General features: G+C 60.2%; 11 protein-coding genes, 1 rRNA gene and 2 pseudogenes. 7 read left to right on the top strand and 7 right to left on the bottom strand.

Going from position 1 to position 16,219, the window contains the following annotated elements; genetic code table 11:
* Both rrf and AC07VG_RS26220 read left to right on the top strand, forming a co-directional pair.
* Nucleotides 1-75: ribosomal RNA gene (gene rrf / locus AC07VG_RS26225) — 5S ribosomal RNA — on the top strand; the annotation flags it as partial.
* Nucleotides 76-300: 225 nt separating this feature from the next.
* Nucleotides 301-2,181, top strand: a complete 1,881-nt coding sequence (locus tag AC07VG_RS26220) for a methyl-accepting chemotaxis protein (RefSeq protein ID WP_495002976.1) — start codon at nucleotides 301-303, stop codon at nucleotides 2,179-2,181.
* A gap of 180 nt (nucleotides 2,182-2,361) precedes the next feature.
* Here the strand turns inward: AC07VG_RS26220 and AC07VG_RS26215 are convergent, their stop codons facing one another.
* The 5 genes from AC07VG_RS26215 to AC07VG_RS26195 form a co-directional block, all read right to left on the bottom strand.
* The gene (locus tag AC07VG_RS26215; protein WP_495002977.1) at nucleotides 2,362-2,829 is read right to left on the bottom strand and encodes an SRPBCC family protein; all 468 of its coding nucleotides are present in this window, start codon (nucleotides 2,827-2,829) and stop codon (nucleotides 2,362-2,364) included.
* Between the two features lie 28 nt (nucleotides 2,830-2,857).
* Nucleotides 2,858-6,301: an amino acid adenylation domain-containing protein gene (locus tag AC07VG_RS26210; protein WP_495022153.1), complete on the bottom strand. Its 3,444-nt coding sequence runs from the start codon at nucleotides 6,299-6,301 to the stop codon at nucleotides 2,858-2,860.
* A 14-nt stretch (nucleotides 6,302-6,315) separates the two neighbouring features.
* Entirely contained in the window at nucleotides 6,316-7,245 is a 930-nt protein-coding gene (locus AC07VG_RS26205; RefSeq protein WP_495002979.1) for a diiron oxygenase, read from the bottom strand.
* A complete protein-coding gene (locus tag AC07VG_RS26200; RefSeq protein WP_495022152.1) occupies nucleotides 7,242-8,021 on the bottom strand; it encodes a DUF3050 domain-containing protein in 780 nt (259 codons plus the stop codon). The genes AC07VG_RS26205 and AC07VG_RS26200 overlap by 4 nt, the downstream gene beginning before the upstream one ends.
* 877 nt (nucleotides 8,022-8,898) lie before the next feature.
* Nucleotides 8,899-9,588, bottom strand: coding sequence for a GntR family transcriptional regulator (locus tag AC07VG_RS26195; RefSeq protein ID WP_495002981.1), 690 nt, complete (start codon nucleotides 9,586-9,588; stop codon nucleotides 8,899-8,901).
* A gap of 329 nt (nucleotides 9,589-9,917) precedes the next feature.
* Between AC07VG_RS26195 and AC07VG_RS26190 the strand changes: the two are divergent.
* From AC07VG_RS26190 to AC07VG_RS26180, 3 genes and pseudogenes are all read left to right on the top strand, one after another.
* A pseudogene (locus AC07VG_RS26190) lies at nucleotides 9,918-10,115 on the top strand (TauD/TfdA dioxygenase family protein); the annotation flags it as partial.
* Nucleotides 10,106-10,213, top strand: a pseudogene (locus AC07VG_RS26185) (ABC transporter permease); the annotation flags it as partial. The pseudogenes AC07VG_RS26190 and AC07VG_RS26185, both read left to right, overlap by 10 nt.
* A 283-nt stretch (nucleotides 10,214-10,496) precedes the next feature.
* Nucleotides 10,497-13,043: an EAL domain-containing protein gene (locus AC07VG_RS26180; protein WP_495002982.1), complete on the top strand. Its 2,547-nt coding sequence runs from the start codon at nucleotides 10,497-10,499 to the stop codon at nucleotides 13,041-13,043.
* 209 nt (nucleotides 13,044-13,252) lie between these two features.
* On the opposite strand, the gene AC07VG_RS26175 is transcribed toward AC07VG_RS26180, so the two are convergent.
* Nucleotides 13,253-13,441: a DUF6124 family protein gene (locus AC07VG_RS26175; RefSeq protein ID WP_495022151.1), complete on the bottom strand. Its 189-nt coding sequence runs from the start codon at nucleotides 13,439-13,441 to the stop codon at nucleotides 13,253-13,255.
* A 308-nt stretch (nucleotides 13,442-13,749) separates the two neighbouring features.
* Here AC07VG_RS26175 and AC07VG_RS26170 point away from each other — a divergent pair, with 308 nt between their 5' ends.
* Both AC07VG_RS26170 and AC07VG_RS26165 read left to right on the top strand, forming a co-directional pair.
* A complete protein-coding gene (locus AC07VG_RS26170; protein ID WP_495022150.1) occupies nucleotides 13,750-14,850 on the top strand; it encodes an AAA family ATPase in 1,101 nt (366 codons plus the stop codon).
* Entirely contained in the window at nucleotides 14,847-15,503 is a 657-nt protein-coding gene (locus AC07VG_RS26165; RefSeq protein ID WP_495002985.1) for a DUF4276 family protein, read from the top strand. Before AC07VG_RS26170 ends, AC07VG_RS26165 begins: the two co-directional genes overlap by 4 nt.
* On the opposite strand, the gene AC07VG_RS26160 is transcribed toward AC07VG_RS26165, so the two are convergent.
* Nucleotides 15,500-16,213 carry a DUF3142 domain-containing protein gene (locus tag AC07VG_RS26160; RefSeq protein WP_495022149.1) on the bottom strand — a complete coding sequence of 238 codons (714 nt, stop codon included), beginning with the start codon at nucleotides 16,211-16,213 and terminating at the stop codon, nucleotides 15,500-15,502. The genes AC07VG_RS26165 and AC07VG_RS26160 overlap by 4 nt on opposite strands.
* Nucleotides 16,214-16,219 lie beyond the last annotated feature (6 nt).

Genomic DNA, 16,219 nt, shown 5'->3' with positions numbered 1-16,219 from the left:
GAACTCAGCAGTGAAACGATGCATCGCCGATGGTAGTGTGGGGTTTCCCCATGTGAGAGTAGGTCATCGTCAAGATTGAATTCCGAAACCCCCGTCTGCGCACGCAGACGGGGGTTTTGTTTTTGGCCCGTAGAAAAGCCTCCTGACATCTCCTGAAATGAGTTAAGTTTTCACTCCATGGTGCCGACAGCATGGTGACAATGCGTGCACCAAAGTAGAGCGGCCATAGAAGCTCGCCTACGCGCACAACGAATGTTGTACCCGCACGCATCCCCACTTTCGGCATAAGAAGTCTATGAAATGAATATTAAATTCAGCCATAAAATCCTTTTGGCCGCCTCTGGTGTCGTGGTTCTCGCCTTCGCGCTGTTCACCTTCTACAACGACTATCTACAGCGCAGCACCATCCGGCAGAACCTCGAATCCTCCGTCCAGCAAGCCGGTGACCTGACCGCCAGTAGCGTGCAGAACTGGTTGGGCGGGCGGATCCTGGTACTGGAGAACCTGGCACAGAACGTTGCCCATCAGGGCAGCAAGGCCGACTACCCGGGCCTGGTCGATCAACCGGCGTTGACCTCCAACTTCCAGTTCACCTATGTCGGTCAGACTGACGGCACCTTCACCCAGCGCCCTGACGCGAAGATGCCTGACGGTTACGACCCGCGTCAGCGTCCCTGGTACAAGTCCGCGGTAGTGGCGGACAAGACCATGCTCACCCCGCCTTACATGGCTTCGGTCGGTGGGTTGGTGGTGACTATTGCCCTTCCGGTAAAGAGCGGCGGGCAACTACTGGGCGTGGTGGGCGGTGACCTGAGCCTGGAAACCCTGGTGAAGATCATCAACTCGGTGGACTTCGGCGGTATTGGCCAGGCCTTCCTGGTCAGTGGCGACGGGCAAGTGATCGTCAGCCCGGACAAAGGCCAGGTGATGAAGAACCTCAAGGACCTCTACCCGAACTCCGGGCTGCGGATTACCAAGGGCATCCAGGAAGTTACCCTGAACAACCAGGAGCGGATTATCTCGTTCACCCCGGTGGCGGGCTTGCCTTCGGCGGACTGGTATATCGGCCTGTCCATCGATAGGGACAAGGCCTACGCGCCACTGAGCAAGTTCCGGACTTCGGCGTTGATCGCGATGTTGATTGCCGTGGTCGCGATCGCGGTGCTGCTGACCCTGTTGATCCAGTTCCTGATGCGTCCGTTGACCACCATGGGCCGTGCGATGCAGGACATTGCCCAGGGCGAGGGCGACCTGACCCGGCGCCTGACCATCGAGAACAAGGACGAATTCGGCGAACTCGCCGGCTCCTTCAACCAGTTTGTCGAGCGGATCCACGCCTCCATCAGTGAGGTGTCCTCGGCCACGCGGCAGGTGCATGACCTGTCACAGCGGGTGATGAACTCCTCGAATGCCTCGATTATCGGTTCCGACGAGCAGAGCGCCCGGACCAACAGCGTGGCGGCGGCGATCAACGAACTGGGGGCGGCCACCCAGGAAATCGCCCGCAATGCCGCCGATGCTTCGCAACACGCCAGCGGTGCCAGCGAACAGGCGGATGACGGGCGTCAGGTGGTGGAAAAAACTATCCTGGCGATGACTGAGCTGTCGCAGAAGATCAGCCTGTCCTGCACCCAGATCGAAACGCTGAACGCCAGCACCGACAACATCGGGCACATTCTCGATGTGATCAAGGGTATCTCCCAGCAGACCAATTTGCTGGCCCTTAACGCGGCGATTGAAGCGGCGCGGGCGGGTGAAGCGGGACGTGGCTTTGCGGTGGTGGCCGATGAAGTGCGCAACCTGGCCCACCGGACCCAGGAATCGGCGGAGGAGATCCACAAGATGATCACCTCGTTGCAGGTCGGTTCGCGGGAAGCGGTGACCACCATGAACGCCAGCCAGGTGTCCAGCGAGGAGAGCGTTGAAGTCGCCAACCAGGCTGGTGCCCGCCTGGTCAGCGTGACCCAGCGGATTACCGAGATCGACGGGATGAACCAATCGGTGGCCGCTGCGACCGAGGAACAGACCGCGGTGGTGGAGACCCTCAACGTTGATATCAACCAGATCAACCTGCTGAACCAGCAGGGTGTGGCGAACCTGAATGAGACCTTGAAGGATTGCGATGCGCTGGCGCAGCAGGCTGGACGGTTGAAGCAGTTGGTGGACAGTTTCCGGATCTGATCCCGCGATACCGGTGTTGACCCCCCCTCTTGCGGAAGCAGGGCTTGTGTGGGAGCAGAGCTTGCTCGCGAAGGCGGCCTCAAGGACGCCAAAAGCTTCGCGGGCAAGCACCGCTCCCACAGGGGAGATCTGTCGTTCACCAGACCGCAGGCAAAACCTGGCGGCGGGGGCCGAACTTGATCAGGCCAACAACGTCCGCACATTGTTCATCGCATCATCGGCAAACCCCTGGACGAAGCTGCGGAACCCCGGCAGCGCTTCCTCGCCACCACTGGCCGGTTCGGCAATGATGGTCCAGGTCGCCCGGCAACGCCGCGCATCCAGTGCCTCCACGGTCATCGCCGCCCACAGCTGGCCAACCCCCAGGGTGTTGTAGATCGTCGTCCAGGTCATCCGCCGTGCCTGCTCATCCCGCGAGTTGAGCTGCTCGACCACCAGATTGCCGTCCTTGAAGAATTTCTTGCGCAGCGAGCCGACGCCATCGCCGGTTATTTCGATGCGCTCCAGCGCCGTGATAAAGGCCGCGAATCCGCCGAAATCGCCGACCACGGCCCAAACCGTGGCCGCGTCGCGGGCAATCTCCACCGATGAAATCACCGGGCTGCCTTGTGGGTTGCGGATCAGGCTGTCAGGTTGCAGGTTATTCATGAGGTAACTCCTTGTGGGTGGGGGTGAATCAGATGAACTGGATCTGTGTGAGGTAGTCGCAGCCCTTGCGCAGCAGCGCCGGGGTCTTGGCCGGGTATTGCTCGCCCATCTCGCGCACGCCGGCGGCGGCATGGGCATGGCCGATGGCCGAGATATCGCCGATGTCCTCCTCGAAGCCGTTGAGGTAGAAACCCAGGACTTCGAACAGCGCATTGGCGCTGTCTACCCGATGCAACTGGCGTTGCCAGTCGGCCACGCTGACCAGTTGGAAGTCGCGGCCGGCCTCGCGGAACGAGGCCACATAGTCGGCCCAGCTCAAGGGTTGCGGGTTATGCAGGTTGAACACCCCGTGGGCGCTGGTGCGTCGACCATGCAGGGCAATGAAGCGGGCGAGGAAGTCCACCGGCATCAGGTCGAAATTGAGCTCCAGGGCGGGCACCTGGCCCAGTTGCAACGAGCCCTTGAGCATCAGCATCAGCCGATTCTTGTGCGGTTGGCTGACCCCGCTGCGGCTGTTGAAGCTGATGTTGCCGGGCCGGTAGAGATTGACCCAGGCGCCTTGCTCGCGGGCCCGTTGCAGGATCCGCTCGCCGACCCACTTGCTCAGGTTGTAGCCGTTCCTGATATAGATCGGCGGTGTCTGCGCCGCCGGTTGTTCGAGCACCCGGCCTTCGGCATCGACACTGCTGGAGGCCGACAGCGTCGAGATGAAATTGAAGATCTTCTTGCTGCGGCCTTCGCACAGGCGCAGGCATTCGAACAGCGGATCGACGTTGTCCGGGGCCAGCGACTCGTAGTCGAGTACGTGATTGACGTTGGCCGCGTTGTGCACCAGGGCGCCGAACTCACGATCGATCCGCTCATAGACCGCGGGGGCCAGTCCCAGCCGCGGACGGGTCAGGTCGGCGGCATGGACCCGCACCCGGCTCAGGTCCAGGTGCTCCAGGCGGTTTTCCCGCAGGGCTCGGGCAAAGCGTTCGTTCGCCGGTTCCGCGGCGCTGTCGCGGACCAGGCAGGCGACCTCGACAGCCCCGCCGGCCAGCAGCGCTTCGACCAGGTGCACGCCGACAAAACTGTTGGCGCCGGTCACCACCACTTTGTTCACATCGCCGGCCCGATCGGCGGGCAGCACATTCAGGCCCAGTTCACGACAGGCGTCGACCTCGATCTGTTCGCTCAGGGCCTGGTGGGTGGCGGCGCCACCGACCAGCAGCGCCAGCCGACACAGGGTCGGCTCCTCGATAAAGCGGTTGATGGAAATGCCCCGGCCATACTGCTCGCGAATGCCCAGCAACATTTTTGACAGCAGAATCGAGTGACCGCCCAGGTTGAAGAAACTCTCGTCGGTGGAAATATCTTCGACCGGCAGTTCCAGCAGCTCGGCCCAGAGCGCCAGCAGGCGGCTTTCGTCCTCTGTGGCCGGTAACCGGCGACGGCTGTTTTCCGCCGCCTCGACCGGCAGCTTGAGCAACGCCGCGCGATCGATCTTGCCGTTGCTGGCCGAAGGCAGGCTGGCCAGCTCGGTGTAGACGGTCGGTTGCATATAGTCCGGTAGATAGCGCTCGGCATGTTGCCTGAGGGCGTCCTGGCCAGCGGCAGACTGTGGCTGGCTCATGAACGCCAGCACCCGCCGCCGGGGATCGATGACCACCGCGATCTGGCGATACAGCCGACTGTCGCGCAGGCACTGTTCGATTTCTTCCGGCTCGACCCGGAAACCACGAATCTTCACCTGGTTGTCCCGACGGCCGCACAACTCGATGCCTTCGCCGGTCCACTTGGCCATATCGCCGGTGCGGTAGGCCCGCAGGCCGACGCCCTGGCCCAACGTCAGTTGCAGGTAGCTGTCGGCGGTCTTGTCGGGGTTGTTCAGATAACCGAGGCCGACCCCCGGCCCGACGATGTACAACTCGCCGACGGTCTGCTCAGGGACCGGCTGGCGCTGCTCGTCGAGAATCAGCACCTGACTGTTAGCGATCGGTTGGCCCAGGCTGCGATTGCCGGAGCCGGCCTGGAACTGCCTGGCCGTGACCAGCACGGTGCTCTCGGTGGGCCCGTAGAGATTGTAGAAATGGCACTGCGTCGCGAGCTTCTCGATGACATCCGGTTCGCAGACGTCGCCGCCGGTCATCACGTGGCTCAGGCCCAGCGGCGTGTCCAGCGGCAGGATGCTCAGCAGCGCCGGCGGCAGGAAGGCGTGACTGAGTTGTTGTCCGCGAATCAGCGCCAGCAGCTGCAAGGGGTCGCGGCGCTGGTCTTCAGTGGGCACCACCAGCTCCGCACCACGGACCAGGGTCGGGAAAATATCGATCAGCGACGAGTCGAAACTCAGGGTGGAAAACTGCAGGACCCGGCTGGTTTCGCTGAGCTGTACGTAGTCGGCATACCAGGCGGTGAAGTGGCTGAGGTTGTGCTGGCTGAGCAGTACGCCCTTGGGTTGCCCGGTGGTGCCCGAGGTGTAGAGCGCCAGACAGGGCGCCTGGGCGGCCAATGCCTGGCGCACCAGGGGTTGGTCTGGCGCTTCGTTCGTCAGGCCGCGGACATCCAGGGCCGGCAGATGCCCGGCCAGCGGGTCTTGCCCGTCGTGCAGCAGCAGGCTGGCACCGGCATCCTTGAGGACGAACAGTTGGCGCTGCAGCGGGTGGCCCGGGTCGAGCGGCAGATACACCGCCCCGGCACCGAGAATCGCCAGGATGCTGGCGTACAACGCGGCCCCCTTGTGCTGGCAGAGCCCGATGACCGGCGGCGCGGAGAGCGGCCCCAAGGCGTCGAGCCGGGCCAGCAGGGCTTGCTGGATCGTTCGGCTCAGGTCATGCAGTTCCCGGTAGGTCAGTGACTCTGCGTCGAGGGTCAGCGCCGGGCGATCGGCGAAGCGCAGCAGGCTGGCTTCGATATGCTCAATGACCGACACCTGGGCCAGGGCCAGCAACTCGGGGCGAGCGGTCTGGTTGAAGCGGTGCTCGAAGGCCAGCGCCTCAAGCATCCGCAGGTCCTGTTCCGGGTGGTCTGAGGCCGTTGGCAGCGTGACGGCCTCGGCAAAGTGTTCGACATCACGGGAGTAACGGCTGACCTGCAAGGCCACCTGTTCCACCAGGGCCTGGACCGCGGCGAGGCGTAGCGCCTGGCCGTTCCCGGAGTCGTCCTGGGCAACGGCCAGACGCTGGATCAGGCGACTCCCGCTGTCCTCGACCAGATGGCAGAGCAGGTTGAGTTCGGGCAGGCCCTGGGGTGTCGGTGGTCCTTGTTCCAGGCGCAGGGCCAGGTGCGTGCAAGCGCCGAGGTCGCGCCGCCAACTGGTGGGCAACGCCAGGCTGCCATCTTCGATCAACAGATCCGCCGCGCCCGGCGGTTGTGCTTCGATGGCCTGGGCCTGATTCAGGCGTTGAATCGAATGACCGTGCTGTTCCAGTTCGCGGAGCAATTCATCCAGCGCTTGGCTGCTGCCGACGAGCAAAAGGGTGAGACGTCTCATGATGATCTCCTTGGCTAGATCAGGTAGTCGCTCAAGGCGTCCTGGACACAGGGCGAATCGAGCAGCGAGCTGTTGCGCAGGAAGCGCACGATATTGATCACCAGCGGATGGTGGCGATTGATCGGATACGCCAGCCCCAGTGCCTCACGCCTGAGGGCCCGGCGAATCGCCTCGCTCACCGGCAGATGCTCGATCACGCGGAAGTCGAAGGCCTTCTGGATGTCGTTGGTCAGGTAATGGACGATGAACACCGGCAGGATCTGTGCGATCAGGTCGCGGTCGTCTTCGCTCGCGGTCTGCCAGTAGAGACGCACCAGGCGCGTCCAGAACGTGGCATGCCGGCCTTCGTCGAGCAGGTGGTCGGCCATCAGGCCCTTGATCGAGGGCTTGATCGTGTCGTCCTTGGCAAAGGCCGCGACATCGTTGGTCACCGTGTTTTCCGAGATCGCCACGCAGATCAGTTCCATGGCCGCCTGCAGATGCTCGGGGGCCATGCCCATGGCCGCCGGTATCGCCCGGCTCAACTCGATTTCCTCGGGCAGTTCGAGGGGTTCGATAGCGGTCATGGCCACGGTCTGCTGCATGAAGTCCATGGCCACCAGGGCGTGGTAATCCTCGTCCACCACCACGGTCATGGCGTCGTAGCGACAGGCGAACGGGAAGTGGATCGGGAAGCGTCCCTTGGCAATGCGGCGGGCGGTGCGGTCGACGATATCGGTCTCGAAAATCACCACGTCATTGATGAATTTGTAGAGACTCTGCAGCAGCACGAAATCCCTTTGTTCGGGACACAGGGTCAGGAAACTCTCGCTACTGACCAGCGGCTGGCGGCTCAGTGGATAGATCAGCCGGTCGTCGTCCTCGAGCAGGCGGCGTGGACGGGTGCGGATGCTGGCGCGGCTTTCCCAGGCATCGGCGAAGGAGGTGTAGTCGGCGGCGTTCATGAGATGGCCACCTCGACCGCATGCTCGCTCAGGCTCAACTGCAAGCCGTCCCATAGCGCCATGCGGCTGTCCACGGCCGCCAGGGCTGCGCCGTAGATCTCCACCTCGCGCTGCGACTGACCGTCCACCAGGCGCTCCAGCAGGTGTTCGGCCGCCGGCCCATGGTCCTCGGAGTCGACATCGATATGCCGTTGCAGGTAGTAGCGCAACGTCGGGGCTTGGGCGTGATCAATGCCCCATTCATCGAGAATCCGCTGGAACATCTGCGGGATAACACTTTCCCGGCCGTGCAGAAAGGCCGCGGCCACCTGGTGAGCCGAAGCGCCGAGGGCGATCTCGAGGGTATTGCGGACAAAGCCGATCACCATCGACGGCGCGTTCACCGTGCGCAGCGCGGTGTCGACCGTCACGCCTTCACGCAACAGCTCAATGAAGCGCTCGATGACGACCGTGCTGGCGCCCACCTCGTGCATCGCCTCCAGGTACAGCTCGAAGTGGCTGCAATGACCAGGGCCTTCGCGTTGGTCGGACTCCTCGCCCAGGACAATTTCATTGATCAGGCGCGCGGCCTGGGGATCCTTGGGTGGGAGCCAGGGCAAGGTGGTACAGGTCAGTTCCTGTTGCAAGCGCTTGGTCAACGACATGAAGTCCCAGACCGCAAAAACATGGACTTCCATGAACCGTCGAAGTAGTGAAAGTGAATGAATCTCACTGAATACAGGGTGTTGGGTCAACTGTTCTTTTCGGCTGTCGAGAAGGGCTTTTAGTGCGCTCATTAATAATCACCACGTGGCTGCAAAGTTGAAAGGGTTGTGACAGGTTACAAGCGGTCTTCTAATCGTTCTGAGGGGTGGGTAATGTCGCATTGGTTAACCGGCGGACGAGCAGGGTCCTCAATAAGAAATTGAAAGTATCGAGAGGAACCATCACCTGTTTAACATGCACCCAAACGTCATTGTGCAAGCGTTTTGAGCGTATTTTGTTTGGTCTTGCGGGGCGTGTATGTCTAGGCTGGCTAAGGCCTTTGCGACAGGGACTGCCCGAAAGCCATTAAAAATTAATACAAATAATCAGCGTGGATCAAGTTATTTTTAGAACAATTGTAAGTTGGGTTTTTTAACGGATGAGTGTTGCCTATAACACGGGCGATGCCGTGTTTTTAGGGGTGAGAGTGCCCCTTCCGAATAATAATGATCAGAATTTAAATGAATGATTGAATACCTCATTCATATGGCTCTCAACGGAATGGATTAATAATTTGATAGGCGTGGCCGAGACACGGCTAAACCGTACTTCCGGCGCGTGGAAGTGCTCCTTGGGTGAGTGATGTAATCCGAAAGTTGCAGGCGCAGAGCCGTACGTCACTCGTCAATTCATTATCAATGAGCAAGCCTGTGCCCAAACGGGCAGTTCTGCTATCGCCTGAAGAGGCGAAACCTGTCCGAAGCGGTGAATAGATAGGGTCATCCCGCGTGGCGGGGCGTGCGCCCAAGCTCTCTTTCACGAATCATGCAAAACAGCTGATGACAGCTTGTCGGCGCCGCCGTTGCCGTTCACAGGCAACCCGTCTCGTCGGCCCGCGGGCCGCCGTGCACATGGGTAAAACAGCAGGCCATGGGGCCTGGGCCCCCGTGGGCGTATCGGCTCAGGGGGTCAAGACCGGGTCTGGGCCAGATAGCGCAGGATCACTTCAATGCCACGTTGCAGGTGGTGCCGCAGGTTCTCCACGCACACCTCGATCTCGCCGGCCCGGGCGGAGGCGAGGAGGGCGCGATGGTCAGCCTGGGAGAGTTGGCCCAGCCCCATGGCCGACAGGTTGAAACGCAGGAAGCGTTCTTCTTCCACCAGGCCCTGCTCGATCAGTTTCAACAGTTTGTGATTAGGCGCCTTGCTGTAGAGCCCCATATGGAACAGACGGTTGAGCCGTCCGACCTGGGTATAGTCGTCTTCGGTTTCCAGCAGATCGATATAGGCCTCGATCTGTTTGAAGTCATTGTCCTCGAGCAAGGGTACCGACAAGCGCAGCGCTTCGGTTTCCAGCAGGATCCGCAAGTCGTAGGCTTCGATGGAGTTATCGACGATCAATGGCGCTACCACGGCGCCCTTGTGGTGCACCACATGCAGCAGTTCCTGGGCTTCGAGCTGGCGCAGGGCTTCACGCACAGGCATGCGGCTGACGCCGAACAGCGTCGCCAGTTCCTGTTGGCGCAAGGCCAGGCCACAGGGAAGGCGCCCGTCCAGGATCGCGCTACGCAAGGTCTCCTCTATCACCGCCCGGGCAAGGTGGGCGGGGATGGGTCCATTGACGTGAACGCTGTTCAAGGGATTCGGTTTTTCCGCCACGCGACTACTCTGTTTTGAACAAGGTTGAAGGGTGATCCGATGGCACACTAGAAGCTGCCCGGGTGCTTGTCAAACCGACCACTTTCTGCGCCTGAGGCGCGCTATGACGGATGATTGCATGGTGCCATTCTCTTTCACCAGTCCCCCCTGAAACTATCAATCGATTCCCAAGTGGCTGTAGGGACTCGCCCTCTTGGCGATGCGTATTGCTTCCCGCGACCCCAGTGTTTTGCACAAGGTTCCAGAACCCGGGTTTTCAAGGCATCCAAGCCTGTCGGAGAGGTCCTTGAGTCGCGCGGAAAAGTACTCATCCTTCGCCGCTCCGACGCCTGGGCGCTGAAATCCTTGGCCTCGATTTGCGCCAAGCGCTCAATGACGAGGATTTTGCCCGCATTCATCGCGCGCACCTGGAGCACCACGTGGTGGTGTTCCGCGACCAGCGCATCAGCCCCGAGCAACAGATCGCCTTCAGTCGCCGTTTCGGCGTGTTGCAGATCCATGTGCTCAAGCAGTTCCTGCTGGCCGGGCGGTGGTGATCCTGATCGGCCTGCTGGTGGAGAACCTGGTGTTCGACACCCTGGAGCGGGTGACGGTGAAGCGTTGGGGGATGCAACGTTACAGCTAATGAGAATGCTTTTGAGAACGCCTTCGTCGCGAGGCCGCGACGAAGATATTACATCTGTCCTTTGGGGGCCTTTGATGCAGGTCAATAGTCCGATGATCGGATAGCGGCATATTGATATCAGTGTTTACATGATGACCTTACTACTGTTGGGCACCGAGATGGGTGTCCCCTTCAACCCCCTCCGATCTCTGCAAAAAGTGGGGCGGCGATCAGCAAAGTCCTGAAGCACCGGGAAGGAGCCCGACACTGTGTTTGTCTTCCTTCCCGTGAGTGGGCTACCGCCATGCCTGACATTCAGGATCTTTCCCAAGTTTTCATCCAGACCCTCGAGCAGAGCATCGACAGTGTTGTGGTCATTGATAGCCAGAACCGGGTCATCCTGTTCAACGCCGCCGCGGAAAAACTCTGGGGGTACGAGCAGGAAGAGGTGATCGGGCAAAATGTCAGTCTCCTGGTGCCCCAACTGATTCGCGCGGATCACGACAGCTACATCGACGCCAATCGTCGCACGGGGCTCAACAAGATCGTCGGCACCAGCCGCGACGTGCTGATCGAGTGCAAGGACGGCACCCGACGTTGGGGCGCAATGTCCATCTCCAAGGTCAAGACCGACGACCAGGTGATGTACACCGCCTTCATCAAGGACATCACGGTCCAGCATGAAGAGCGCGAGCGCCTGTCGCTGCTGTCGCTGGTGGTCGACAGCACCGAAAACGCGATCATCGTCACCGATGCCCAGTGGCAGATTCTTTACGTCAACGGTGGCTTCACCCTGATGTTCGGCTACGACGAAGCCGTCGTGGTGGGACGAACGCCTATCAGTGTCATCGCCCCCTATTTCGAATTGGAAGACATTGCGACTCTCCATGCTCAGTTGATGCGCGGCGAGACTTATCACTCACAGGCGTTCGGTTATCGGCATGATGGTCGTCGTGTCTGGTGCAATGTCACCACCTATCCGGTGCTCGATCACCTCGGCCACCTGACCCATACCGTCAGTGTCCTGATCGACGTGACCCATACGCGGATGCCGGAGATCCTGCGGCACAAAGTGCTCGAAGCCATGGTTCGAGAGGAATCATTGGCGGCCCTGATGACCTTGGTTTGTCGCGAAGTCGAGCGGATTGCCCCCGACGTGATTGCCTCGATTCTGCGGGTCGACGAAGCGGGCACCTTGCATCCCCTGGCCGCCCCCAGCTTGCCCGAGCATTACTCCAATGCGCTGGATGGCTTGCGCATCGGGCCGCAAGTGGGGTCTTGCGGTACGGCGGCGTTCAGCGGTGAGCCGGTGGTTGTGACGGACATTGCGCATCACCCGTTCTGGGAAGGCTTTCGCGACAAGGTGATCCCATTGGGGCTCAAGGCCTGTTGGTCGACGCCGATCAAGTCCAGTTCTGGCCGGGTGCTGGGGACGTTCGCGTTTTACTACCGGGAGACACGCGAGCCGAGTCCACTGGATCAACTGCTGGTGAATGCCACGATCCACCTCTGTGCACTGGCCCTGGAGCGCGAAGAGTCGCGCGCGCATATCCGTCAGCTGGCGTTTTACGATGACCTGACCGGGCTGCCCAATCGCAATATGCTGCACGCCAAGGCCGATCAGGCGATTGCCGATTCGGTGCGCAGCAAGAGCAGCCTGGCCGTGGTCTTTATTGACCTGGACCGCTTCAAGCAGGTCAACGACTCCCTTGGGCATGCGGCGGGCGATGAGTTCCTGTGCATGATCGCCCGGCGTTTGCAGGAGCGGCGGCGCAAGCAGGATATTGTCTGTCGGCTGTCCGGCGATGAGTTTGTGCTGGTGTTGCCGCAATGCTCGCTGGAGCAAGTGACCGATCTTCTCGTCGGTCTGAAAAGCTGCCTGAGCGCCCCGTGTCAGATCGCTGGGGTGACCCTCAAGCCGTCCGCCAGCATTGGCGTCAGTATGTTTCCCGAGGATGGTCGGAGCATGGATGTCTTGCTGCAACGGGCCGACATTGCCATGTACCAGGCCAAGACCCGTGCACGGGGCAGCGTCAGTTTCTTCAGTCACGGGTTGGATCAGATGGCCAAGGGCCGACTGAGCCTGGAAACAGCCCTGCGAGAGGCCATTGATCAGAAAAAACTGCACCTGGTCTATCAGCCGCAAGTCGGTCTCAATCATCAGGACCTCTGTGGTGTCGAGGCCTTGGCGCGTTGGAATCATCCGCAATTCGGCGAGGTGTCACCCAACACGTTCATTCCCATGGCCGAGGAGTGTGGCTTGATCGGCGAGTTCGGCCAATGGACGTTGCGCGAGGCCTGTCGGCAGTTGGCGAGCTGGCGCCGTCAGCACCTGAAAGTGCCGAGCATTTCGGTGAATCTCTCGCCGACCAATTTCCACAACCGTGATCTGCCGCGCTTTATCAGTCGGGCCTTGTCGCAGAACGGCCTGGTGGCGGCGGACCTGACGGTGGAGATCACCGAGAATGTGTTGATGGACAGCAACCCGGATACCTTGTGCACGATCGATGAGGTTCATGCTCTCGGGGTCCGTCTGGCCATGGATGACTTCGGCACGGGCTATTCGAGTTTGAGCTACCTGCGGCGGTTGCCGATCCAGGAACTCAAGCTCGATCGCAGTTTTGTCCATGACCTGGAAACCGACGAGACCAGCCAGGCCTTGAGTGAGGCTGTGATCCGGATCGGCGAGAGCCTGGAGTTGCGGGTGGTGGCCGAGGGGGTGGAAACCCTGGCCCAGCAAAAGATTCTCCAGGCCCAGGGCTATGAAGTGGCGCAGGGGTTTCTGATTTCCAAACCGTTGCGGGCGACCGAACTGGGGCCTTGGCTGGAGAGTTTTCGGCTTAATGCCTGAGTTCCTGTTGTCGACCGCGCTCGGCCGCAGCCTTTAGTGCGGTGATGAACACCCGTTGATTTTGTGGTGCCTGTTCTGCCGCCTTCGCGGGCAAGCTCCGCTCCCACAGTAAATCTCGCGGCGAGCCTGGAGTTTGCGTGCGACCTAGAACGACTGTGGGAGCGGAGCTTGCCCGCGAAGGCGTCTTCAGCAACACCGCCGGCCCTGGATCAGCCCGTTGTCCCCATCGTCGACGTTTCATCAATCATCGAGTCGACCCACGACTGCGCCAACTCGATCAGATGCACCGTCCCCATTGCCAACTTGCGCTTCGCCCCGTCGAATTGATCGGCGGATTCATAAGCCGTGGCCGCCGCCGATTGCAGAATCGAAAGCGCATTGACCAACTTGTCTTCCATGCTGAGTGACGCCGGGATACGTGTGGGCGAGGGCGAGGGCGAGAAGGTTGGGTGAGGTCTGAGAGCGGGTCGTCACTCAACGGCAGCCCGTAGTGCGCGAAAGCGCGTTCGGCGGCGGCGTCGAAGTGAGGTGTTCCGGTGTTGGCGCGACGTGACGCCGGGAAAATGATTGGCGGGCCGTGTGAGGTTTTCACTTCAGCCGTGACGAGTATTCGCGGGTGCAACACTCGCCTATTCTAGCGATAATGTCCGGTATTTGACACGGTATGCCCTATATTTCGGCATGTACCGCCATTCGGGATATGCAAATGATCAAGAAAGTGTATGACTCGGATCAGCTATCGCGGTTGGTCTTGCGCGGTTACAAGTCGATCGCGGAATGCGATATCGAGTTGGGCAAAATCAACGTCCTGATTGGGGCCAACGGTGCCGGTAAATCCAACTTCATCGGTTTTTTCCGTCTGATCAACCGAATCCTTGATGAGCAGTTGCAAGCCACTGTGGGAGCCGCGGGTGGTCCGGATGCCCTCCTGCACTTTGGGCGCAAGAAAAGCGAGACGCTGGAGGCAGAGCTGTATTTTGGTAATAACGGCTATAAATTCATGCTGAAGCCGACTCAAGACAATCGAATGATGTTTGCCTATGAGGCGCTTTGGTGGAATGGGTCGGGCGATTGGCGCCCGATGACTGGACACTTTGAGTCTTATGCAGAAGCGCAAAAGAGCAAGACACGGATTTACGAGCATGTGGTACCGGCCATGCGTAGCTGGCGCCTCTACCATTTTCACGATACGAGCCAAAGCGCCTGGGTCAAACAGATCCATGGGATCAACGACAACGAGTACCTGCGTGACGATGCGCGCAATCTGGCGGCCTTTCTCTATCGTCTGAAAAATCATCACGAGGCTCACTACAAGCGCATCGTCAAATCGATCCAACTGGTGGCTCCCTTCTTTGGTGATTTTCATCTGCGCCCTACCGTGGATAACAAAGAAAAGATCCAACTCGAATGGACGGAGAAAGGGCAGGATGTGCCCTTCAACGCCAGTGCGTTATCCGATGGCACGCTGCGTTTTATCTGCCTGGCAACCGTGCTGCTTCAACCCGAAAGCTTCATGCCTTCCGCGATCCTGATCGACGAGCCTGAGCTGGGTCTGCATCCTTTTGCGATCACCACACTGGGTGCGCTGATGAAGTCCACGGCGCAGAAGCACCAATTGATCATCTCGACACAATCGGTCGAGTTGGTGAATGAATTCGATGCGCACGACCTCATCGTCGTGGACAAGGTCGATGGCGGGTCTGTGTTCAAGCGCCCCGATGAAAGCCTGTTGGCCGAATGGCTTGAGGAGTACAGCCTGGGCGATCTCTGGAAGAAAAACCTTCTGGGCGGGAGGCCGTCCCGATGAATCGCCTGATTTTGCTGGTTGAAGGCCAAACGGAAGAGGCCTTCGTGCGGGAACTGCTAATGCCGCATTACGCCCGTCTGGGTGTCTACATCACGTCGATCATTGTCAGTACCAGCCCCGGATACAAAGGGGGTGTAGTGAGCTATGCCAAGGTTAAGCCACAACTGATCCGCTTGTGTCGACAGGACGGCAGGGCGTATGTCTCGACGCTTTTTGATCTCTATGCACTGCCCACCGATTTTCCAGGTAAAAACACGGCAGGGTTCCCGGCTCAAGGCACTGGCGCACAGAAAGCAACCTTTCTGGAGACGCAGTTGGCATTGGATATCAGCGAACCAAACTTCATTCCGAATTTGCTGGTGCACGAGTTTGAAGCGCTGCTGTTCGCCGGGACCGAGCAGTTCGGCCAATGGGTTGATGATCCAGCGGTTGTGTCCACGCTCAGCGCCGTTACCGCAGCGCACACAACGCCGGAAGATATCAATGATAGCCCGAATACAGCCCCGTCAAAGCGGGTGCTTAAGGCCATGCCCGATTACCAGAAGACGTTTCACGGCCCTTTGATCGCCTGCGATATCGGTTTGGACGTTATGCGTGCTGCTTGCCCGCATTTCGACGCATGGTTGTGCAGATTGGATGCATTGGCGGGCTAGGGATTCTGGAGAAACACCACATACCCCCGAAACCACTCATTTCCCTTCAAATATCCCGGAGCCTGCCACTCACCGCCCTGGATCAAACCGATCTTGAACGGCACGCCCAGCCGGTTCATCCGTGGCAGATACGCGGCGTAATCGGGAATGCTGTGCCGTCCCTGATACGTCTGCACCACCACCTCATCCACCACGCCTTTGAGCTGGGCGATGGCCGCCGGGTCGGCGTTGCTGCTCCAGTCCATCAGCCCGGTAATACTCAGGTGCAACTCCGTCGGCAGCCGCTGGCGCAGGTCGCGCAGAAAGGCGACATATTCGTCGAGATAGCGGGTGCGGGCATCGAAGTCGATCTGGATGCCGATCACCGGGTTGCCCGCCTGTTGCCAGCGTTTTACCTGGCTGAGCAGCTGTTGATAAACCAACTCTGGCCAATGCAGCGTGTGGGCGCGATAGACCACCCAGACCTCGCCCCGGGTCAGGCGCGGAATCGCAATGCCCTGGGCAATAAAGTTGACCGTCCGCTGCGGCGAGCGCCGCGACTCACTGACCTGACCTTGCAGGATGTACAGGCTCTTGGCCTGGCTCAGCACCGGCTGCGGAGCGACGCCGCTCCACAGCCAGAAACTGTCGTAGTCCCGCGCATCGACCGCCGCCCGGGCATCGGCCAACGCCAGCAGCCCGGCCAGCAACAGCCAGCGCCAGCGATCCACGGCCAC

The organism is Pseudomonas sp. GW821-FHT03C07, from assembly GCF_059420925.1.
Note: the sequence above shows the minus strand (reverse complement) of the source record. Positions and strands in the feature narration are given on the sequence as shown.